At 49.8% G+C, this 19,775-nt stretch carries 18 protein-coding genes and 4 pseudogenes; 10 read left to right on the top strand and 12 right to left on the bottom strand.

Annotation, left to right across the window (positions count from 1 at the left end):
- Positions 1 to 967: 967 nt before the first annotated feature.
- The 3 genes from AAYN39_RS22780 (at position 968) to AAYN39_RS22770 (ending at position 2,797) form a co-directional block, all read left to right on the top strand.
- The gene (locus AAYN39_RS22780; protein ID WP_001233444.1) at positions 968 to 1,882 is read left to right on the top strand and encodes a DMT family transporter; all 915 of its coding nucleotides are present in this window, start codon (positions 968 to 970) and stop codon (positions 1,880 to 1,882) included.
- Between the two features lie 132 nt (positions 1,883 to 2,014).
- Positions 2,015 to 2,173 carry a DUF5993 family protein gene (locus tag AAYN39_RS22775; protein ID WP_000480735.1) on the top strand — a complete coding sequence of 53 codons (159 nt, stop codon included), beginning with the start codon at positions 2,015 to 2,017 and terminating at the stop codon, positions 2,171 to 2,173.
- Positions 2,174 to 2,182: 9 nt separating this feature from the next.
- Complete coding sequence (locus tag AAYN39_RS22770) at positions 2,183 to 2,797, top strand: disulfide bond formation protein B (protein ID WP_000848063.1); 615 nt, start codon at positions 2,183 to 2,185, stop codon at positions 2,795 to 2,797.
- 408 nt (positions 2,798 to 3,205) lie between these two features.
- Here the strand turns inward: AAYN39_RS22770 and AAYN39_RS22765 are convergent, their stop codons facing one another.
- Positions 3,206 to 5,185, bottom strand: coding sequence for an alkyl sulfatase dimerization domain-containing protein (locus AAYN39_RS22765; RefSeq protein ID WP_001237518.1), 1,980 nt, complete (start codon positions 5,183 to 5,185; stop codon positions 3,206 to 3,208).
- A gap of 395 nt (positions 5,186 to 5,580) precedes the next feature.
- On the opposite strand from AAYN39_RS22765, the gene AAYN39_RS22760 reads away from it, so the two are divergent.
- Positions 5,581 to 6,711, top strand: a complete 1,131-nt coding sequence (locus AAYN39_RS22760) for a GGDEF domain-containing protein (RefSeq protein WP_000529513.1) — start codon at positions 5,581 to 5,583, stop codon at positions 6,709 to 6,711.
- 285 nt (positions 6,712 to 6,996) lie between these two features.
- On the opposite strand, the pseudogene AAYN39_RS22755 reads toward AAYN39_RS22760, so the two are convergent.
- Together AAYN39_RS22755 and AAYN39_RS22750 are read right to left on the bottom strand one after the other, a co-directional pair.
- Positions 6,997 to 7,392, bottom strand: a pseudogene (locus tag AAYN39_RS22755) (DUF977 family protein).
- A gap of 12 nt (positions 7,393 to 7,404) precedes the next feature.
- Positions 7,405 to 7,515 (bottom strand): annotated as a pseudogene (locus AAYN39_RS22750) (replication protein); the annotation flags it as partial.
- Between AAYN39_RS22750 and AAYN39_RS22745 the strand changes: the two are divergent.
- Together AAYN39_RS22745 and AAYN39_RS22740 are read left to right on the top strand one after the other, a co-directional pair.
- Positions 7,516 to 7,877, top strand: a pseudogene (locus AAYN39_RS22745) (recombinase RecT); the annotation flags it as partial. It abuts the pseudogene before it with no gap.
- Positions 7,876 to 8,184 (top strand): annotated as a pseudogene (locus tag AAYN39_RS22740) (tyrosine-type recombinase/integrase); the annotation flags it as partial. The pseudogenes AAYN39_RS22745 and AAYN39_RS22740, both read left to right, overlap by 2 nt.
- A 363-nt stretch (positions 8,185 to 8,547) precedes the next feature.
- On the opposite strand, the gene AAYN39_RS22735 reads toward AAYN39_RS22740, so the two are convergent.
- The 3 genes from AAYN39_RS22735 to yobA are packed head-to-tail and all read right to left on the bottom strand — an operon-like array spanning position 8,548 to position 10,168.
- The gene (locus tag AAYN39_RS22735; RefSeq protein WP_000722366.1) at positions 8,548 to 8,901 is read right to left on the bottom strand and encodes a YebY family protein; all 354 of its coding nucleotides are present in this window, start codon (positions 8,899 to 8,901) and stop codon (positions 8,548 to 8,550) included.
- A gap of 16 nt (positions 8,902 to 8,917) precedes the next feature.
- On the bottom strand, positions 8,918 to 9,793 hold the full coding sequence (gene copD / locus AAYN39_RS22730; protein WP_000979693.1) for a copper homeostasis membrane protein CopD: 876 nt from the start codon (positions 9,791 to 9,793) through the stop codon (positions 8,918 to 8,920).
- A complete protein-coding gene (gene yobA / locus AAYN39_RS22725) occupies positions 9,794 to 10,168 on the bottom strand; it encodes a CopC domain-containing protein YobA (RefSeq protein WP_001681742.1) in 375 nt (124 codons plus the stop codon).
- 137 nt (positions 10,169 to 10,305) lie between these two features.
- Between yobA and AAYN39_RS22720 the strand changes: the two genes are divergently transcribed.
- From AAYN39_RS22720 to exoX, 3 genes are all read left to right on the top strand, one after another.
- Entirely contained in the window at positions 10,306 to 10,536 is a 231-nt protein-coding gene (locus AAYN39_RS22720) for a DNA polymerase III subunit theta (RefSeq protein ID WP_000856224.1), read from the top strand.
- A 107-nt stretch (positions 10,537 to 10,643) separates the two neighbouring features.
- Positions 10,644 to 11,300, top strand: coding sequence for a carbon-nitrogen hydrolase family protein (locus tag AAYN39_RS22715; protein WP_000100250.1), 657 nt, complete (start codon positions 10,644 to 10,646; stop codon positions 11,298 to 11,300).
- A 23-nt stretch (positions 11,301 to 11,323) separates the two neighbouring features.
- Positions 11,324 to 12,022, top strand: coding sequence for an exodeoxyribonuclease X (gene exoX / locus AAYN39_RS22710; RefSeq protein WP_000944282.1), 699 nt, complete (start codon positions 11,324 to 11,326; stop codon positions 12,020 to 12,022).
- Between the two features lie 36 nt (positions 12,023 to 12,058).
- On the opposite strand, the gene ptrB is transcribed toward exoX, so the two are convergent.
- From ptrB to yebG, 4 genes are all read right to left on the bottom strand, one after another.
- Positions 12,059 to 14,110: an oligopeptidase B gene (gene ptrB, locus AAYN39_RS22705; RefSeq protein ID WP_000936997.1), complete on the bottom strand. Its 2,052-nt coding sequence runs from the start codon at positions 14,108 to 14,110 to the stop codon at positions 12,059 to 12,061.
- A 213-nt stretch (positions 14,111 to 14,323) separates the two neighbouring features.
- On the bottom strand, positions 14,324 to 14,983 hold the full coding sequence (locus AAYN39_RS22700; RefSeq protein ID WP_000024713.1) for a tellurite resistance TerB family protein: 660 nt from the start codon (positions 14,981 to 14,983) through the stop codon (positions 14,324 to 14,326).
- Between the two features lie 93 nt (positions 14,984 to 15,076).
- Positions 15,077 to 15,430, bottom strand: coding sequence for a protein YebF (yebF, locus tag AAYN39_RS22695; protein ID WP_001042123.1), 354 nt, complete (start codon positions 15,428 to 15,430; stop codon positions 15,077 to 15,079).
- A 67-nt stretch (positions 15,431 to 15,497) separates the two neighbouring features.
- Entirely contained in the window at positions 15,498 to 15,788 is a 291-nt protein-coding gene (yebG, locus tag AAYN39_RS22690; RefSeq protein ID WP_000257728.1) for a DNA damage-inducible protein YebG, read from the bottom strand.
- A 130-nt stretch (positions 15,789 to 15,918) separates the two neighbouring features.
- Here yebG and purT point away from each other — a divergent pair, with 130 nt between their 5' ends.
- The gene (gene purT, locus AAYN39_RS22685; protein ID WP_000173426.1) at positions 15,919 to 17,097 is read left to right on the top strand and encodes a formate-dependent phosphoribosylglycinamide formyltransferase; all 1,179 of its coding nucleotides are present in this window, start codon (positions 15,919 to 15,921) and stop codon (positions 17,095 to 17,097) included.
- A 99-nt stretch (positions 17,098 to 17,196) separates the two neighbouring features.
- Here purT and kdgA read toward each other — a convergent pair whose 3' ends face one another.
- Both kdgA and edd read right to left on the bottom strand, forming a co-directional pair.
- Complete coding sequence (gene kdgA / locus AAYN39_RS22680; RefSeq protein WP_000800493.1) at positions 17,197 to 17,838, bottom strand: bifunctional 4-hydroxy-2-oxoglutarate aldolase/2-dehydro-3-deoxy-phosphogluconate aldolase; 642 nt, start codon at positions 17,836 to 17,838, stop codon at positions 17,197 to 17,199.
- A 37-nt stretch (positions 17,839 to 17,875) separates the two neighbouring features.
- Positions 17,876 to 19,687, bottom strand: coding sequence for a phosphogluconate dehydratase (gene edd, locus AAYN39_RS22675; protein ID WP_001069124.1), 1,812 nt, complete (start codon positions 19,685 to 19,687; stop codon positions 17,876 to 17,878).
- Positions 19,688 to 19,775: the final 88 nt, after the last annotated feature.

The following is a 19,775-nucleotide window of genomic DNA, read 5'->3' as shown; positions in this document are numbered from 1 at the left end:
ACTCACTGCCCAATACATCACTCCCCTCTTCCATTGGGGGACTCCCGATGCCAAATACCCATGTAGACGAAGGCTTAATAGTGATGCCAACAAAAGCGATCGCGAAAAGTTGAACAGGTGGCTAGTTTCAGATTAAACACATTGGTTAGTCATCCTGAACAAGTAAAATCCGCCGCAACTGGCAGCCATTCAATACTCGCACTATCGAACGATCGCCAGCTTGCCGCAGCCCGTTCTTGCATACGATGTGGCTGCGGTTCCATCACATCAGGAATGTGAAAATCTGGATAAACCTGCCACTTAACCTGAAGCAGGTCTTCATAGCGGGTGGTATACCGAGGCGAAAGCATTTCTCTTAAGGTCGCCATATAAAAACATTCTATTACAACGAGTTATCTCCTCCTGCCTCCGCCCCGGCGCAAAGCTATAGTTTTTCTATCTCCTTGTGAAACAAACAATTATTCTTGCTATAGCGCTGATTAACAATCGTTCGCGGGCAACGTACATTCAGCGAGTTTCAGAGCTTCCTGACGGAATTCCGCCGGTGCTGTTTCCGGGACTTCTTACTGGTTGATACAGATCCTGCCTCTTACTTGAGAATTTACTCATTTAGCCGTATGTCCATTATGGGTGGATAAGATCATTTATCATCGTAAGGGTTGAAAGCGATAAGTTAAACTTGTCCTGGCTCAACAAGGGAACCCGACTAATGATGAGCTCTTCATCTTCAAGGCGTTTTATGCCTTCCAGCAAGAATAGATATTAAATCGACAACTGCTGCCAGGTCTTGCAGGCGCAGTGGACAATCGTGTGGTAACAGCCTGAGTCATTTCTTATTTTTCTCATTCAGCATAACTGCGTCTTCTGATAGAGAAATTTTTATCTAAACATATAAAAAACACAGTGAAGAAAACGCTACTTTTTTCTAGCTAAAAAGCTAAATTAATTTTTTTATGGAGAGGATCTTATGCGCAAGGTGTCGATATCTATATTATTCATGCTAGTTTCACTGACCTGGGGGACTACATGGTTGGCTATGCGAATTGCCGTTGAAACTATCCCTCCAGTGTTTGCAACCGGAATGAGGTTTATGTTTGCAGCACCTTTTTTAATCATCATTGCATGGTTAAGAAAAAAAAACCTGTTGTTTCCTCCCGGACAACGATTATTCCAGTTTGTGATTTGCATCTTTTATTTTTCTATTCCTTTCTCACTAATGATTTATGGTGAAACCTATGTCAACTCTGGGCTTGCCGCCATTATCTTTGCGAATATGCCTGTGGCCGTTTTGATAGCATCGGTTTTGTTTCTAAATGAAAAAGCGAAACTAATGCAGATCGCGGGCTTAACTATCGCAATCACTGCATTGACGGGGATACTTCTTGAAGAAACGAATACAAGTACAGAGAGTCACTGGCAGGGTATCACTGCGCTTATTTCTGCTGTGTTAATCCATGCCATAATATATACACAATGTAAGAAAAGAAGTTGTACTGTCTCTGTTATCACATTTAATGCGCTCCCGTGCCTTTTAGCTGGGTTGATACTTTCTGCGACAGGATGGTTTTTTGAAAGACCACAAGTATCAACCTTCTCAGTACACTCAATATTAGCTACCCTGTATCTCGGGGCTTTTGCCGGAGTTTTTGGTATCCTGTGCTACTTTGCGCTTCAGCAAAAGGCTAACGCCTTCCAGGCTTCGCTTGTATTTCTTATCTTTCCGCTGATTGCGGTAAGTCTGGAAGACTATATTTATGGATATGCTATTTCAACACACTCAATGCTGCTTATTATACCATTAGCTATCGGGATATTTCTTACTCTTGTCGCCAGAAATATCCCTGTAACCAGCAGATGTCGGGATAATTCATCACAGAAATAATCGATTTATAATAACGCAAATAATTCCTGATGCCTTACTGAGCTCCAGCTAATGCGGGGTGGATAAGCTGGAATACAGACCCGGTAATACACAGCGATTATATTAACAAGCAATGTAATAAAGGAGTTTTTTATGTTCATGTTTCTGCCATTCTTGCTTGCACTGAGCGTGGCAATGGGAGCCATAAACAGAAAGGATAAAGTCAGCTACATTCTATGGGCCGTTTTACTCATCGTCACTATTTTATCATTCATCCATCATATGACCAATTCGCTAACTTTGTCATTTTAAGGAGTGTGTATGAAAACGCATCATCATCCAACAACATTTGTTCATCTGATTAATCAGATAGGACTCCTTGGGATATGCGTTGCTCTGGTTGTAGCCTTTTATTATCAACTCGTTAGGCATGAGCTGCCTTGTCCAATTTGCTTATTACAGCGGGCTGGCCTCATCATCGCCGGTTTTGGCTTTTTATTTAACCTCTGCTTTGGTCTACGAGGCATACATTACGGGATGGTAATTATTGGCAGTATCCTGACCGGAGTTATGGCATCCCGGCAAATATGTTTGCATATCATGCCCGGTGACACAGGATATGGTTCTGCATTTTTTGGATTACACTTTTATACCTGGACTCTGATTACGTCAATTCTCATTATTATTGCTGTTGCGGTAGTTCTGGCAATCAGTAGCATGAATGCTGCATTTCGTTCATTGAATATTAATCCGAACCTGTTCAGTATTGTCGGTTGGGTATTTCTATTACTGATTACTGCCAACCTTATTTCAACTGTACTGGAATGTGGCGGAGGGGAATGTGCTGCTAACCCGGTCACATATAAGCTACTGTCGAAGCAGGATATTGCCTTTCTGAAAACAGGCCTCCTGACGAGGACAGTTCTCCGGTTATGACGCACTTTTAAAATGACTGATTGGTAAATATATAGCAAGCACCTGTCTTGTAGAAACTGGAATGGTTATGGGCTAACACGGAAGTTTCAGTAACGTTGAAATGGTGCAATAATAGGAATCAAACTTATAACCTTCGCATTACGAATTAGTAGAATCACATTTAACTAACTAAAAGCATGTTGACCAGACTCGCAGACCATTGAATCACGCAACAACCAGTTACTGTCATCTGATGAAAAAGGCTGTGCATAACAGAATCAGGACTGACTGGCATCAGGGTCATGTGCTTCAGCAGCAAATACATAAAATGAAGCAAGATATAAAGAATGAAGGAAAAATCGAGTATGAAAAACGTACAGAATTGTCTGAAGTAACTTCCCTGCAGCATTGACGCCGCAGGGAATCTATTTATGGTGTAACTATATTGAACCAGAACTCAAACTTGTCCATATAGCCCAGCATCTCATCCAGTTTCGCAGCATTACCGGTAACGTTGACTTCTCCTTTATCTTGAGCCTGCTTCAGAGTTTCTTCCTTCAGGATAATTTTATTCAGCGTGTCACGGTTCAGAGTAATCGTGGCATCAGCGTCTTTCGCTTCAGCATTAGCCGTGTGGTTCAGCACGCCATTTTCCAGCTCAAGCTTGTACTTTCCGCCGTCGCTGCCAAGGTCAATATTAAACACCGCCCGGGCATTACCCGCTTTTTCACCGTTGATATGTACAGCCAGGAAATCGAAGAACATTTCAGGGGTCATTGCCCGAACGGTATCCGGACTTGCTGTATTTGGCGTCGGACCTTTAACCACACCGTTACGCAGCTCCTGCGCACCGGTCAGGTAGAAGTTACGCCATGGACCAGATTCAGCCTGATACCCCAATTGTTCCAACGCATCGGCTTCAAGGTTACGTGCATTCTGGTTATTTGGATCGGCAAACACGACCTTACTCACCACCTGAGCAACCCAACGGTAGTTCCCCTGGTCAAAGTCTGCTTTGGCTTTCTGAAGAATCGCATCGGCACCGCCCATATATTCAACAAATTTCTTAGCCGCTTCTTCGGGTGGCAGCTCATCAAGGGTTGCCGGATTGCCATCGAACCAACCGAGATACAGCACATACGTTGCTTTTACGTCATGGCTGATGGAGCCGTAATAGCCGCGGTTGGCCCAGGTTTTTGCCAGGCTATCCGGTAGTTTGAAGTTGGCCGCTATTTCGTCGCGAGTCAGACCTTCATTGGCCATACGCAGAGTCTGGTCATTGATATAACGATACAGGTCTCGCTGGCTTTTCAGCAGACCAACAACATTCTCGTTACCCCAAGTCGGCCAGTGGTGCTGGGCCATAATAATTTCAGCTTTGTCACCCCAACGCACTATAGCTTCGTTGATATATTTCGACCACGGCAACGGCTCACGAATTTTTGCGCCGCGTAGCGAGTAAGTGTTATGCAGGGTGTGAGTGACGTCCTCTGCGGCTTCGATGAGTTTCTTCTCTTCGATGAACCACAGCATTTCCGAAGGGGCTTCCGAACCAGGGGCCAGCATAAAGTCGTAAGTCAGGCCATCAATCACTTCTTTCTGGCCGTCTTTATCAATGATATTAGTGGGCGCAATCAGTGTCACCGTCCCCGCAGAGGTGGTCGTCCCCAGTCCGGCGCCAACCTGGCCGGAGGCATCTGGTTTCAGGAGGTTGCCATACATATAGCTGGCACGGCGGCTCATCACGTTGCCGGCCATAATATTCTCGGCTACTGCTGCCTCCATAAAGCCAGCAGGCGCATACACTTTCACCTTGCCGGATTTCACGTCCGCTTCATCGACAACGCCACGCACACCACCATAGTGGTCAACATGGCTATGAGTATAAATGATGGCGACAACAGGCTTATTGCCACGGTTTTTGAAATACAAATCCATACCGGCTTTGGCTGTTTCCGCAGAAACCAGCGGATCGACAACCGTAATCCCCTCTTTACCTTCGATAATCGTCATGTTGGATAAATCAAGGTTACGAATCTGGTAGACGCCGTCTGTTACTTCAAACAAGCCACTGATATTGATTAGTTGGGACTGACGCCACAGACTAGGGTTAACAGTGTCAGGAGATTTTTCCCCTTCTTTTATGAAAGCGTACTGCTGTGGATTCCAGATGACATTCCCTTGCTCTCCCTTAATCACCTCTGCAGGTAAATCAGCAATAAAGCCTTTATGGGCATTCGTGAAATCGGTGTTATCAGAGAAAGGAAGTTGGTTATAAAGCGCATTGTTAGCTTGCTTGGTTGAAGCAGTGGCACCTTTTGGGGCTTCCTGGGCAAATAAAGGTGTCAGCGCAGTGGAAGAGAGTAGCCCCGCCAGCGCAAAACTTTTAACGATCGACTTAAGTCTCATTTGTACCCCTCATGTAAAAATATTCTGTATCACTCAGTCTGGTCGATTAATTATCTGTTAATTCAAACAATTAAAGTTATTGCTGACCATTTTCGCTCTTTTAAATATAACCAAAACGTTACATTTCGCTATTTATGGATACAAATAAGTCGTGTTTTACGTCTGCCAGTTACATCCTCTTTTAGTAAGTGGGGTAAACTCGCTTCCAGTTTCCGGGAAACACTATAATTCTCCCCCCTACTACAGGAATTGTGACTATAAGTTCGTCACTGTGGAGCAAAAATCATCTCATCAGCCAAAAATGCAGCCTGGCCTGATAGCTTTTCCATTTTTCACCATGAAGTATCTCCGCACTACACTGGATAGTAATTATTCATTATATGAGGCGATTAAGGATGGGGCAGGATTCGGACGACAGGCGCCGTACCTCCAGTGCTGGAAGGGTATGGCAGGATCATAAAGATATGGTCAGGCAAGCGCTACGTGTAAGTATTCCGTGGTTCACATTTGTGAATATCAGCTTTGCGCTTATCATTTTATTTCGCCACATACTCATCAGTGACTTTGACAAGTCGATCAGTGCACAGACTGGAATACTGCCTTTAATAGACGATATTATGGGCAGTATTATTGTTTTTTCGTTCCTGATACTCCTTTTCATTTACCGCCTTCCGGCCAGATTTACTCCTCTTTGTCTGGTGATGCTGCTGATTCTCAGTCTGATGTGGAGCTATTGTAGCTACTGTTTTATTGTCTGGTGGCAACTGCCTTTTGCCTGGCCTCTCAGTGTCATCCTTATGCTTACCGCGCTGGCTGCGCTTTATTATCATCTGCCAGCGTTGCTACTTTTCATCGTCCCGTTATGGCTGACCGCCCTACTGGCCAGCGTGCAGCTTAACCAGTATGTGAATATCCGGTTTTTATTAGTCTGGCTTACTCTTACCGCCATACTCATTTATGGTCGCTTTATCCTGCAGCGCTGGTTTGATGAAGCCTGGTTGCGTTACCAGGAAAACCGGATGCTTATCGCGCGTCTCGACGTTATGGCTCACCAGGATGCACTGACCGGGACCGCTAATCGACGTTCAATGGAAAGTTTTCTTGGGGATGCTCTCCGCCAGACGGAGCCGTTTGCACTGATCATGCTCGATGTGGACTATTTCAAAAACTATAACGACAATTATGGTCACCAGGCTGGCGATGCCTGTCTGGCAAAGGTGGCCTGTGTAGTAAAGAGGTCGATTCGTACTCCGGCAGACCTGGTGGCACGTTACGGGGGCGAGGAGTTTGTCGTTGTGCTGCCTTCGTCGTCGCTGAATGAAGCTGCACTGGTTGCTAAACGTATTCAGACAAACCTGCGTGAAACCGCACTGCCGCATGTAGCATCTGCGGTAAGCGAAACGGTCACCGTCAGCATGGGCATCACCCTTTCCACAGCCGGTGACACTGTTACCGGCATTATTGCCAGAGCGGATGAGGCCCTTTATCGGGCTAAACAACAGGGACGTAATCGTTGGGTAAAGTAAAACCAGTTGCCCGGTGTTTGATACAGAAGATCACCTTGCCATACTCAGATAATTAAAACTGAATATTTGGAAGCAAAAAAGACAGTCGGACTCACGGAACCTTTGCGCTGGTACAGCCTGAATATCAGATAAAATTATGTCCAGCCGCAGACACCAGTTGACAGTGGAATATTCCTGGTGTTGTGAACAAGGCGACATTCACAACACGACTGTGCTCACGGAATTCAAATGCCAAACGGATGATTACGATATTCGCTACCTCTGCAAAGTTATATTATTCGATTTTCATGCAGATTTCGCCTCCCGGTAATTTCCCCGATAAAATGCCAGTACCCTTTGCATCGTCACGCTGTTCCGGCACTCCGTACAGATAACGTTTCTGGTCCGGTCGTAGGAACTCACGACACCTTCCGGCGTTTTCAGAAAGCGGGTAATCCTGGCATCTTCACGTTTCTACTTCCAAAGCAGGAAAGCCTGTTCCGAAGGAAAAATACCGCTTCTCCCGGCCTGATACAGATCCCCACAACTTTCCGCCTTTTCCAGGTAGTGACGGGCTGTAAAAATGGTTAACCCTGTTATCTTCCGAAGTTCTCCAAACGTCATCCGACCGTGTGTTCGTACCAGTTCCGTCAGGCGCTTTTGTATTTCAGCTTTCTGCGCCGGTGTGTAATTTCTGCTCATAAGTCCCCCCAGTTAAAGCCTTCCCGCCGCCTTACGCCGTCTGAATTTTTCCATCATCAGTTGTGCCGGGGTTGGCCCTGCCGGATGACGCGGCGCTGCAAGTTGACGGCGTACCGGCGGTATGCCACAACGGAAATCCGAAAAGTTCCGGCGCTGGGTGACTGTGACACCATGAGTTTTGTCAGCGCCATCGTTCAGTGTTCCCAGCTTGGGCTGGAACCCGGCGGCGCGCTCGGTCATGCCTATCTGCTGCCGTTCGGAAACAAAAACGAAAAGTCAGGCAAAAAAACGTTCAGTTAATTATTGGCTACCGGGGAATGATCGACCTTGCCCGCCGTTCCGGACAGATTGCCAGCCTTTCCGCGCGCGTTGTCCGTGAAGGTGACGATTTCAGCTTCGAGTTTGGTCTGGAAGAGAAGCTGGTACACCGTCCGGGTGAGAACGAAGATGCACAGGTTACTCATGTCTATGCCGTTGCCCGCCTTAATCGATCGCTGCCGACTGGTAAGCCGAACTGATTTCATGATCAGTGCCGGAATCAGGAAAAATAGCCCAACCGGGAATATTCACCCGGATGGGCTGACAAAGAAATTTGTAAAAGCCAGAAAAATTTCAGGCGTTAAATGTAGTGATAACCCACCGACATTTCACAAGATCCGTAGCCTGGCTGGTCGGCTGTACAAAAACGAACGCGGCGAGGAATTCGCTCAAAAACTACTGGGCCACACCTCAGAGAACACCACGAAACTCTATCTCGATGAACGCGATAATAAAGCTTACGTGATGCTCTGATTTTGTTGTAAAAGAAATGTTAAACTGAATTTGATTGTGATATAACCAAAAAGACCGGAATACAGAAATTCGAGGAAATTTCGAGGGAAAACACATAACCCGTTGATTTATAATCGAAATAAAAAGAGACCGAATACGATTCCTGTATTCGGTCCAGGGAAATGGCTCTTGGGAGAGAGCCGTGCGCTAAAAGTTGGCATTAATGCAGGCTAAATCGCCTTGCTCTTTAAGAATAGATGACGACGCCAGGTTTTCCAGTTTGTGACGAAGGTGATTGAAAAAACCTGGCGTATTGTCTGTCATCAGAGATAAAAAAACCGTAAGCCTTTTCGTGAAGGTTTACGGTTTTTTATTAAAAATCAGTCAGCTATTGGATGGATCACAAAGCTTTTGCGCACGTTCGATAAACGGCGCCAGACTCATTTTCTCACCGGGCTTTGCCGGGTTATCGATTTGAATGATGGCAATAGGCTGAGCGCGCGTTTTACCCTCCGCTACTTGCTGCTCGGCAATAGCATTCAAGGGATACTGCACCAGAGTACTGGGGTTGATCACATAGAGCGCCTGGCCAGGCCGACAGGTCAACATGACCTCTTCCCGATTAAACGCCCACTTGTCTTTTCCTACTTCAAAACGACTTACGGTAATCACCTGCGGCGCCGCCAACGCTACGCCCGAAGTGGCCAGCAGAAGCGCCGGAAGGAGTATTTTTTTCATTCGTTATGCCAGTCCATCAGAAAGGTTCGAGGGTTGCAAACAGGCTGACGATCGCCAGAACTATGCCTCCAACTCCCCATTCAATTTGCGTCATCCTGACAAACCATAGGTCAGTCCGGGGATTTTCCTGTCGCATACGTGGTACGAGAACATACCGATTCGTCAGCGCAATTGCTACCATAAGCACCACCAGCGCACATTTTAACAAAAGCAACTGTCCATAAGTGGTCTGCCAGATAGCGGTAAATCCCGTGATAAATAGCGTGTTGCCAATGCCTGTGAGCAATACGCCCGCCACAAAAAAGTGACCATAACGAGAAAAACTCATCATGGCGCTAATGGCATGTTGACGCCAGCGTCCTTGAGCCATGCGCATACAATAAACCACTGGCAACAGCCCGCCAAACCAGGCTGCGGCACAGAGCAAATGCAGAGCATGGTTAATTTGCTGTAATGTTCCCGCTACACCATCGCGCATCGTCGCATGTCCAACGCCTGCCAGCAGGATAAACTGAGCAACGGTTAGAATAAGAAGCCGTCGTTGCATTTTTACCGGCGCAATGACTACCACCGCCAGCGTGACCAGCGCGAGGATAATTTGCCATATCCAGACCGCGCCAAAGCGGGTTTGCAGTACCGCGCCCCAAACCGAGACGGAAAAAACATCGGGCCAGCCGCCGCCCATCAGTCCGCCCTGAATTGCCAGCATAAAAGCCGCGCTGATAACGCTCCAGGCGGCGGCATGTCGTTGCAGATGTAAAAATCGACGCGTCATTAAACGACGAATTGATGCGGGTGCCAGCCAGGCGCCGTAAAGCGCGCAGCCGTAGACCAGCATCAAACTAGCAAAATGAATAAATCGGAGAGTTATCCAGACGAATGTCAGCATCATTTATTTCACGCTGAAGGTGTATTTCCCTTTTGTTTTATGTCCATCCACCGACACAACGTGCCAGTCTACCGTGTAAGCGCCAGATTTTAACGGCTGCTCAAGCGGGATAATCAACTGCGTTTTATCCTGTTCATTTCGCTTTGCCGGGCGCGTTTTGATGGACTCTTGCTGAGGGCCAGTAATGGTTGCGCCGCTGAATCCTGGCTCAATCCCTTCAAAAAAGTTCAGAGTCAGCGCCTGTGGCGAGGCCGTAACGGCAGCATTCGCTGCTGGATACTGATGCGTCAGGTGCGCATGTGCCCAGGCCGCTGGCGTCGCAAATGTCGATGCCAGCAGCAGTAAAGCTAAACGTCGCGATGGTGCAGAAGAAGCCATATTCACTATTCCTTTTTGTTATACCTACGTTACAAAGAATAACCTTCAACAATCAATGAGTCGAGGATCATCATTTCCATCTTGCCATTGCCGCGGACTCTTAGTACCTTCTGGCGGCAACAAAAAAGGAGACACGTATGAAAACGAATCTGGCTCAGCTTGAACAAGCGGAAATGGATAAAGTCAATGTGGATCTGGCGGCAGCTGGGGTGGCATTTAAAGAGCGCTACAATATGCCAGTTGTCGCGGAGGCGGTCGAACGTGAGCAGCCAGAGCATCTACGCGCCTGGTTTCGCGAGCGGCTGATTGCCCATCGTCTGGCTTCCGTATCACTATCCCGACTCCCTTACGAACCCAAAGTTAAATAAAAATTATATAACGTTACACTTCCTTACATGCAGACGACTACATTATAAGGCGATTCTTAACCTATGCTTTTTAGAATGGCTGTAGAGACTATGAAAAGGAAGTCATTATGTCCTCCTGGAAAATTGCCGCTGCGCAGTACGCGCCCCTGAACGCTTCGCCGGCAGAGCATGTCGCCCATCATCTGGAATATATTGAGCTTGCGGCTCGTCAACAGTGCGAACTGCTGGTCTTTCCGTCACTGTCGCTATTAGGCTGCGACGAAAGAAATAAACCGTTGCCCGCCCCGCCTGACGAGGCGCTTTTACAGCCGCTCACTCATGCGGCCGATACCCACCATATGACTATCATTGTGGGTATGCCTGTTGAGCATAACTGCCGCTTCGTAAAAGGCATCGCTATTTTTGCCCCATGGCTAACGTCGCCGCTCATGTTTCACAAAAGTCATGGCGCCTGTATTGCCAGGCAGCGAAGCGCTATCAACGTGGTGGATGAGCAGCCAGAAGGTGGTGATATAGGCCCCTCATTTACGTTATTCACAACCAGTCAATGTCTTAACGAGCCTGAACTCCATGCTTCTACCTCACGCTTACAACGTTTTTCGCATAAATATGCGCTGGCCGTACTGATGGCCAATGCCTGTGGCAGTAGCGCGCTGTGGGATGAAAGCGGGCAACTTATTGTTCGTGCCGATTGCGGTTCGCTATTACTGACGGGTCTGCGCACAACCGAGGGTTGGCAAGGCGATATCATTCCATTACGCTAAGGTCTTTGGGTGAGGAATGAATCATGTTGCGGATTATAGACACGGAAACCTGCGGGCTGCAGGGCGGGATCGTAGAGATAGCCTCTGTAGATGTCATTGATGGCAACATTGTCAATCCCATGAGTCACCTGATACGCCCCGATCGCCCTATTACGCCGCAGGCGATGGCGATACACCGTATTACCGAAGCCATGGTCGCCGATAAGCCGTGGATTGAAGATGTCATACCGCTTTATTACGGTAGTGAGTGGTATGTCGCTCACAATGCCAGTTTCGACAGACGCGTATTACCTGAATTGCCGGGTGAGTGGATCTGTACCATGAAGTTGTCGCGACGCCTGTGGCCGGGAATAAAATACAGCAATATGGCGCTCTATAAATCGCGCAAACTAAGCGTACAAACGCCGCCGGGGCTGCACCATCACCGGGCGCTTTATGATTGCTATATCACCGCCGCCTTGCTGATTGATATTATGCGAACCACCGGCTGGACCGCGGAAGAGATGGTCAATATCACGGGCCGTCCTGCGCTGTTAACCACTTTCCCGTTCGGTAAATACCGCGGTAAGGCGGTATCTGAAGTCGCAAAACGCGATCCGGGCTATTTACGCTGGCTTTTTAATAACCTTGATAATATGAGCCCGGAACTTCGCCTGACGCTTAAACACTACCTGGAAGATGTTCAGGCTGGCGAGCAACGCAGCAATGGAACACCACAATAACCCGCGACGCTCACAAGCCGTTGCGGGCGCGCGCGTCTATGCGCTATGTAAGGTTCCCTGCGCCAGGCCGATTAAAAAGGCGAACTCCAGCGCGACGCCTTCGTAGGATTTAAACCGCCCCGACTTACCACCGTGCCCGGAGTCCATATCCGTACATAACAGCAGCAGACGTTGGTCCGTTTTTAGCTCGCGTAATTTTGCCACCCACTTCGCCGGTTCCCAGTATTGCACCTGGGAATCGTGCAATCCTGTCGTCACCAGCAGGTGCGGATAGTCCTGCGCTTTGACATTGTCATAAGGACTATAGCTTTTCATATAGTCATAATACTCAATATCCTGCGGGTTCCCCCACTCTTCAAACTCCCCTGTCGTTAATGGGATCGACTCATCCAGCATCGTGGTTAATACATCAACAAAGGGCACCTGGGCAATAACGCCGTGGAAAAGCTCGGGGCGTTCGTTGATAGCGACGCCCATTAGCATTCCGCCCGCGCTCCCGCCCATCCCATAACACAGCGACGGTGAACCGTAACCCAGTTTTAATAAGGCATCGCAGGCATCAAGATAGTCATTAAAAGTATTCCGCTTTTTGAGGAATTTGCCATCTTCATACCACTGCTGCCCCAGCTCACCGCCGCCGCGAACGTGTACGATTGCGTAAACAAAGCCACGATCCAGCAAGCTCAGTCGGCTGCTGCTGAAGTCGGCGTCAATACTGGAACCGTAAGATCCGTAACCGTAAACCAGAAGCGGATTTTGCCCTTTACGAAAATACTTCTGATGATAAACCAGCGATACCGGCACTTCGACGCCGTCGCGTGCGGTGATCCACAGGTGTTCGCTCTGATAACAGCCAGAATCAAACCCAGGCACTTCCGTCTGTTTAAGTACCCGTCGTTCTCCGGTATCCATATCCAGTTCAAACAAGGTATCTGGCGTCGTCATTGAAGAATAGCCGTAACGCAGCCGGGAGGTCTCAGGTTCGGGATTATAGGCAAGCCACGTCACGTAAGCCGGATCGTCAAAGGCAATGCCTATCACTTCACGGGTTTTACGGTTAATTTGCCGCAGGCTGGTAAGCCCCCGTTGACGCTCTTCGACCACTAACCAGTCGGTAAACAGGGTAAACCCTTCCAGCATAATATGCTCGCGCGGAGGGATCAGCTCTTCCCAGGCGTTTTCATTGCGCACGCGGGTACGGTACAACCCAAAGTTTTTACCGTTCCGGTTAGAGCGCAGGTAAAACTTATGTTGATAGTGATCGAGACTATATTCATGGTCTTTGCGGCGCGGTAAGAATGAAAACGGCTCGGCATCGGCCAGTTCCGCGTCAAGTAATAGCACTTCGCTAGTGGTGGCGCTGGCAAGATGAATCACCACATAATGCTGCGAAGTGGTTTTATGCAGGCTGACATAAAAGGTATCGTCTTTCTCCTCATATACCAGTTCATCTTGCGATGACGGAGTGCCAATCGTGTGCCGCCAAACCTGATAGGGCAGCAGCGTCTTCTTATGCTTACGCACATAGTAAAGAGTCAGGGAATCATTGGCCCAGACAAATTCAGGCGCAACGTTATCCAGCAGTTCCGGATACCAGTTACCGCTTTCGAGGTTACGAAAACGCAACCCATACTGACGACGGGATAAATAATCTTCTGCCAGCGCCATGATGGTATTATCCGGCGTAATGGCAAGCCCGCCGAGCGTATAAAATTCGCTGTGCGCGGCCCGCTGGTTCGCATCGAGCAAGGTTTCCCACACATTCCACTCTTCGCTTAACGCCGATTGTCGTTGATAGATGGCATATTCGCAGCCGGGTTCATAGATATAACGGTAGCGATAGCCGTTTTTCACATACGGAGCGGAAACTTCTCTGGGCGGGATGCGATCGATAATTTCTTTTAGAATGCGGTCCTGTAACGCCTGCTGAGAGGACATGACCTTCCGGCCATACTCATTTTCCTGATGCAGGTAATCAAGGACTTCCGGCTGCGAGCGAGTGTCATCTCGCAGCCAGTAATAATTATCAATGCGCGTATCGCCATGTACGGTCATGGCATAGGGAATTCGATTGGCTTTTGGCAACATGTCGTTTTTTCTTTTGCGTTAATATTTGTTATATATCACGCGGCAAACACAGCGGCTTAGCATGGTAGTCCCGGTCCGCTCACCTCGGTAAGCGCCTGAGATGTCACTGCTTCGCCGCTATCTTGCAACATGAATGACGTAAACTATCCATCCTATAAGGGTGGCAAAAGACACGCATGATGCAAGCGAAACATGTTACTTAATGGCAGGTTATCAGCCTGGTAGCGCCTGTTTTTGCTGCTGCAAGTCCTGCTCGATACCGTCCCGAACCTCCTGAGGAATTTTTAGCGCGTCTCCTAACGCATTCAGATAGCTACGTTCCATAAAGTGGTCAATATCAATGGCGGCGCAGCTCAGGAAGTAGATTTCCAGGGCTTCTTCTTCATTGCGAACGCCCTGTGCCAGACGTTGTGGATCAAGCGGCTGCTCAATAGCTTTCTCGATAAACACACGCCCTTGCTCTTCCACACCTGATTCTCGCAGTTGGTGCTCAATCGCCGCGCGTTCTTTGGCATCAATATGCCCATCGCTTTTTGCAGCAAAAACCAGCGCTAGGATCAGTCGCTCAGTGCGAATATCCAGCGGCGTACTTTGGCTGCCGAATTGCGGCTCCCCCTGATGCGCAGCGCGTACTTTATCTTTGTACTTATTCCACAATACGGAACTCGCCACCGCGCCGCCGCCCACCAGCAAAGCGCCAGTACCGTATTTGGTTAATAATTTGCGCGAAGACTTATTGGCGACCAACAGTCCAGCCAGACCGCCCAGCGCGCCGGGAACCAGCAGTTTATTTAACCCCTGTTCACCGGAAGGCGATGCAGAAGCGCCTTTTTGCCCAAGAAGTGATTGTAATTGGTTCAACCAGTTAGCCATAGTACCCCTCAAATACAGACCAATAATGGTCAAGCGTACCTGAGGGGATGTCAGGAATTGTCTGTTCCGGCAAAAGAAGCGCAAATTACGCTGCTAGCGGGGCTTATATTCCGCCTTGCCGGCTTTGCAATCAACGATGACCTGATAATGGATATCGGCGCTTTTACCGCGAACGGTTAGCGGAACGGTCCATTTATCATTTTGACCCACAACGTCCTGCACATTAACCCACGCGACCGGGTCAGCCTGCCCGACCTTTTTTTGGTCGTCTGCCCACCGCACGATACGATTTTGCTGGTAGTCGCGCTTCACGCTTGCCGCAATCCCGGCGGCATCCAGCCCTTCGCACTGCGGAAACTTAACCGATTTACTCTCGGTGGATGCCGCAAATGCCGATACGCTGGCGGATAACAACAGCAGGCTCAACAACGCTCCTCTTTTATTCATACTTTTCTCCTTAGCACAATGATTCAGGAAAAGCATGGTACAAAACGCCGAGAGCGCAAGTGTGGGTTCAGGCGGCTTGCTTTTTCGTTTTACTCGCGGCGTCCTTTTCAACCGCCTGCGGAGAAGGCAACTTACCGGTTTTGAGGATCGTGCTTAACACCTCTTTATGTTCCGCCATCCACAGCGACAACGCCTCGCGCTGCCCATCTTCCAGCACGACTGGCGACTGCTCAAGCCAGGTATCAAGAAGATCGGCAGTATCGAGCATTTTGTCCCAGGCGTCGGCTTCCTTTTTACTGGTAAATGACATCTTCTCCTCACCCTCGCGAATGACTACGTATTTAACTTCAACCGCCATTTTGCAGCCCCTTATTTACCTGTGTTTATATACAGTATATTGCAAGGCGGCAAGAAAAGCAATTTATTCGAAAAGACATACGCAAACGTTTTCGTATATACTGCGCGCAGGTAAATAAGGGGACAGAAATATGACGCTATTAGGCACTGCGCTACGTCCGGCAGCAACGCGGGTGATGTTATTAGGGGCAGGTGAATTGGGAAAAGAGGTGGCGATTGAATGCCAACGCCTGGGGATCGAGGTTATCGCCGTCGATCGCTATCCTGATGCTCCCGCCATGCATGTGGCTCACCGTTCACACGTCATTAATATGCTGGACGGCGAGGCGCTACGTCATGTGATTACAGAGGAAAAACCGCATTATATCGTGCCGGAAATAGAAGCGATCGCCACCGATACGCTGCGCGAGCTGGAGGGCGAAGGGCTGAATGTCGTGCCTTGCGCCCGTGCAACGCAGCTCACGATGAACCGCGAAGGGATCCGTCGCCTGGCCGCAGAAGAATTAGGTCTGCCGACATCGACGTATCGCTTTGCCGACAGTGAGGCCAGTTTTCATGATGCGGTAGCCGCAGTGGGTTTTCCTTGCATCGTCAAACCGGTCATGAGCTCTTCCGGCAAAGGCCAGAGCTTTATCCGCTCGGCCGAACAGCTCGCGCAGGCATGGGAGTATGCTCAACAGGGCGGACGCGCTGGCGCGGGTCGCGTGATTGTGGAAGGCGTGGTTAAATTTGATTTTGAAATTACGCTGCTCACCGTTAGCGCCGTCGATGGCGTGCATTTCTGCGCGCCGGTCGGTCATCGTCAGCAAGATGGTGACTATCGCGAATCCTGGCAACCACAGCAGATGAGCGAACTGGCGCTGAAGCGGGCGCAAGAGATTGCTCGTCATGTGGTACTGGCGTTAGGCGGTCATGGTCTGTTCGGCGTTGAACTCTTCGTCTGTGGCGATGAAGTCATTTTCAGCGAAGTCTCCCCTCGCCCGCACGATACCGGAATGGTCACGTTGATTTCTCAGGATCTTTCTGAGTTTGCGCTGCATGTGCGCGCCTTTCTGGGAATGCCCATAGGCGCTATTCGCCAGTATGGTCCCGCTGCCTCGGCCGTGATTCTGCCGCAGCTTACCAGTCAAAATGTGACGTTTGATGATGTACACGCGGCGGTAGGGGCCGGAGTGCAGGTACGGCTGTTTGGTAAGCCTGAGATCGACGGCACCCGTCGTCTTGGTGTAGCGTTAGCGACAGGTGAAAACGTTGAAGAAGCGGTGATAAGAGCGAAAAAGGCCGCCAGCCGCGTGACGGTAAAAGGCTAATGCGCCATCGCCTGATGGCGACGTTAGCGCATTTTTATCAGGCCTGCCTGATCGCCACTCGTAAGCCCGATAAGCAAGCGCCATCGGGCATTTAACGGCTTACTGCTTCGCGCCTTCTACCGCTTCGCGCGCCAGTTTGGTGATGCGATCGTAATCACCCGCTTCCAGCGCGTCGGCCGGCACCAGCCAGGAACCGCCGATGCACAACACGCTTTTCAGCGCCAGATAGTCACGATAGTTTGCCAGAGAGATGCCGCCGGTTGGGCAGAAACGTACCTGAGAGAACGGACCGGCAATCGCCTGCAACGCTTTAGTGCCGCCATTCGCTTCCGCCGGGAAGAATTTGAACTCTTTCAGACCATAGTCCATGCCCAACATCAGTTCAGAAACGGTGCTAATACCGGGAATCAATGGGATAGTGCCTGCCGTCGCGGCTTTCAGCAGTGGCTCAGTCAGTCCCGGGCTAATCGCAAACTGCGCGCCCGCCTCCGTCACCTCCGCCAACTGCTGCGGATTGAGAACGGTTCCGGCGCCGACAATCGCTTCCGGCACGTCTTTAGCGATAGCGCGAATAGCATCCATCGCGCAGGCCGTACGTAAAGTCACTTCCAGAACGCGAACGCCCCCGGCCACCAGCGCTTTAGCCATCGGCACCGCGTGCTCCAGTTTATTGACTACAATGACCGGGACAACCGGGCCGGTGGTCAGGATTGCTTCTGCACTTGTTTTCCAGTTTTTCATCGGAATTCTTCTCTCGCCTGATTACTAGTGTGTCATCTTAAAAAGTGATACAGGTTGCGCCCTGCTCCGCACCCGACAGCTTTTCGCGCAGCGCGCCAAACAACTCACGCCCCGTTCCGACGCGCGACGCGCTCAGGTCCGGAATATGAGGCTGACGAGCGGCAAGTTCCGCCTCGTCGACCAGCAGAGTTAACTCACCTGTCTGCCCATTCACGCGAATGATGTCGCCATCGCGCACTTTTGCCAGTAAGCCGCCATCGTAGGCTTCCGGCGTTACGTGGATAGCTGAAGGCACTTTACCCGAAGCGCCTGAAAGTCGTCCATCAGTAACTAACGCGATTTTGAAACGGCGGTCCAATAATACACCAAGTGGCGGCATGAGTTTATGTAATTCTGGCATTCCATTCGCTTTTGGTCCCTGATGACGCACGACAACGACACAATCCCGGTCAAGCAGGCCCGCGTCAAACGCAGGCAGCACATCATGCTGACTTTCAAATACCATGGCAGGCGCTTCAATGATCTGGTTTTCAACCGGTACCGCAGACGTCTTCATTACTGCGCGCCCCAGATTACCGCTTAGCACCTTAGTACCGCCGTGAGGAGAGAACGGCTTATCAAAAGAGGCAATGACATCGTTATCCAGTGACCTTTCCGCGCCTTCACGCCAGTCCAGCTCGCCGTTGTTGAGCCAGGGCTCCAGCGTATAGCGTTTCAGGCCGAAGCCTGCGACAGTATTAACGTCTTCGTGCAGCAATCCGGCATTGAGCAGCTCACGCATCAATACCGGTACGCCGCCCGCCGCCTGGAAGTGGTTAATGTCCGCCGGACCGTTCGGGTACAGACGCGCCATCAACGGAACCACTTCCGACAAATCCGAGAAGTCATCCCAGTTGATCAGAATGCCCGCCGCGCGCGCCATTGCAACCAGATGCATGGTGTGGTTGGTGGAACCGCCGGTAGCCAGCAGCGCGACAATGCCGTTCACCACGACTTTTTCGTCGATCATTTTACCGAGCGGCATCCACGTATTGCCGTTGCCGGTAAGACGTGTTACCTGACGTGCGGCAGCGGCAGTCAATGCCTCGCGCAGCGGCGCATCCGGATGCACAAACGAGGAACCCGGCAACTGCATTCCCATAAACTCCACCACCATCTGGTTGGTGTTGGCAGTGCCGTAAAATGTACAGGTGCCCGGCGCATGGTAAGAGGCGGCTTCCGACTCCAGCAGCGCCATTCTGTCTACTTTTCCTTCCGCATATAGCTGACGAATACGGACTTTTTCTTTATTCGGCAGGCCGCTCGCCATCGGGCCTGACGGAACAAAAATCGCGGGTAAATGACCAAAAGAGAGCGCGGCCATCGCCAGCCCCGGAACAATTTTGTCGCATACGCCGAGGAATAACGCGCCGTCAAACATATTGTGAGAAAGGCCTACTGCTGCCGACATCGCTATCACTTCGCGGCTGAGTAATGACAACTCCATGCCATCCTGCCCTTGCGTAACGCCATCGCACATTGCCGGTACGCCGCCTGCGACCTGACCTACCGCATTCACGGAATGCAGGGCCTGACGAATAATCTGCGGATAATGTTCATACGGTTGATGCGCAGAGAGCATGTCATTGTAGGAGGTAATGATGGCGATATTATTGCGCAACATACTTTTCAGCGAGGCTTTGTCCTCTGGCTGACAGGCGGCGAAGCCATGCGCCAGGTTGCCGCAGGCCAGTTGAGATCGGTGGACCGTGGCGGTTTTCGCCTGCTCAATGCGGGCAAGATAGGCTTTTCGGGTCTGCTGCGAGCGTTCGACAATGCGCTGTGTTACGCGTAACAAATTAGGATTCATAGAGGCTCCTGAAATTTATCTGTCCGGCTACCGGGTTTACCATGCGTTTCATCAATGTGGAAAGACAGTGAAATACATGATGTCCGGG

It is taken from the genome of Salmonella sp. K21076, assembly GCF_039650795.1.
Taxonomy (GTDB): Bacteria; Pseudomonadota; Gammaproteobacteria; order Enterobacterales; family Enterobacteriaceae; genus Salmonella; species Salmonella enterica.
Note: the sequence above shows the minus strand (reverse complement) of the source record. Positions and strands in the feature narration are given on the sequence as shown.

Excerpts from the sequence above, each read along its gene's own strand:
- yebG (WP_000257728.1), bottom strand. The coding sequence starts at position 15,788 with ATGGCGGTTGAAGTTAAATACGTAGTCATTCGCGAGGGTGAGGAGAAG.
- kdgA (WP_000800493.1), bottom strand. The coding sequence starts at position 17,838 with ATGAAAAACTGGAAAACAAGTGCAGAAGCAATCCTGACCACCGGCCCG.
- AAYN39_RS22780 (WP_001233444.1), top strand. The coding sequence starts at position 968 with ATGCGCAAGGTGTCGATATCTATATTATTCATGCTAGTTTCACTGACC.
- AAYN39_RS22735 (WP_000722366.1), bottom strand. The coding sequence starts at position 8,901 with ATGAAAAAAATACTCCTTCCGGCGCTTCTGCTGGCCACTTCGGGCGTA.
- edd (WP_001069124.1), bottom strand. The coding sequence starts at position 19,687 with ATGAATCCTAATTTGTTACGCGTAACACAGCGCATTGTCGAACGCTCG.
- copD (WP_000979693.1), bottom strand. The coding sequence starts at position 9,793 with ATGATGCTGACATTCGTCTGGATAACTCTCCGATTTATTCATTTTGCT.
- AAYN39_RS22760 (WP_000529513.1), top strand. The coding sequence starts at position 5,581 with ATGGGGCAGGATTCGGACGACAGGCGCCGTACCTCCAGTGCTGGAAGG.
- AAYN39_RS22775 (WP_000480735.1), top strand. The coding sequence starts at position 2,015 with ATGTTCATGTTTCTGCCATTCTTGCTTGCACTGAGCGTGGCAATGGGA.
- AAYN39_RS22700 (WP_000024713.1), bottom strand. The coding sequence starts at position 14,983 with ATGGCTAACTGGTTGAACCAATTACAATCACTTCTTGGGCAAAAAGGC.
- yebF (WP_001042123.1), bottom strand. The coding sequence starts at position 15,430 with ATGAATAAAAGAGGAGCGTTGTTGAGCCTGCTGTTGTTATCCGCCAGC.
- purT (WP_000173426.1), top strand. The coding sequence starts at position 15,919 with ATGACGCTATTAGGCACTGCGCTACGTCCGGCAGCAACGCGGGTGATG.
- ptrB (WP_000936997.1), bottom strand. The coding sequence starts at position 14,110 with ATGTTGCCAAAAGCCAATCGAATTCCCTATGCCATGACCGTACATGGC.
- AAYN39_RS22720 (WP_000856224.1), top strand. The coding sequence starts at position 10,306 with ATGAAAACGAATCTGGCTCAGCTTGAACAAGCGGAAATGGATAAAGTC.
- AAYN39_RS22770 (WP_000848063.1), top strand. The coding sequence starts at position 2,183 with ATGAAAACGCATCATCATCCAACAACATTTGTTCATCTGATTAATCAG.
- yobA (WP_001681742.1), bottom strand. The coding sequence starts at position 10,168 with ATGGCTTCTTCTGCACCATCGCGACGTTTAGCTTTACTGCTGCTGGCA.
- exoX (WP_000944282.1), top strand. The coding sequence starts at position 11,324 with ATGTTGCGGATTATAGACACGGAAACCTGCGGGCTGCAGGGCGGGATC.
- AAYN39_RS22715 (WP_000100250.1), top strand. The coding sequence starts at position 10,644 with ATGTCCTCCTGGAAAATTGCCGCTGCGCAGTACGCGCCCCTGAACGCT.
- AAYN39_RS22765 (WP_001237518.1), bottom strand. The coding sequence starts at position 5,185 with ATGAGACTTAAGTCGATCGTTAAAAGTTTTGCGCTGGCGGGGCTACTC.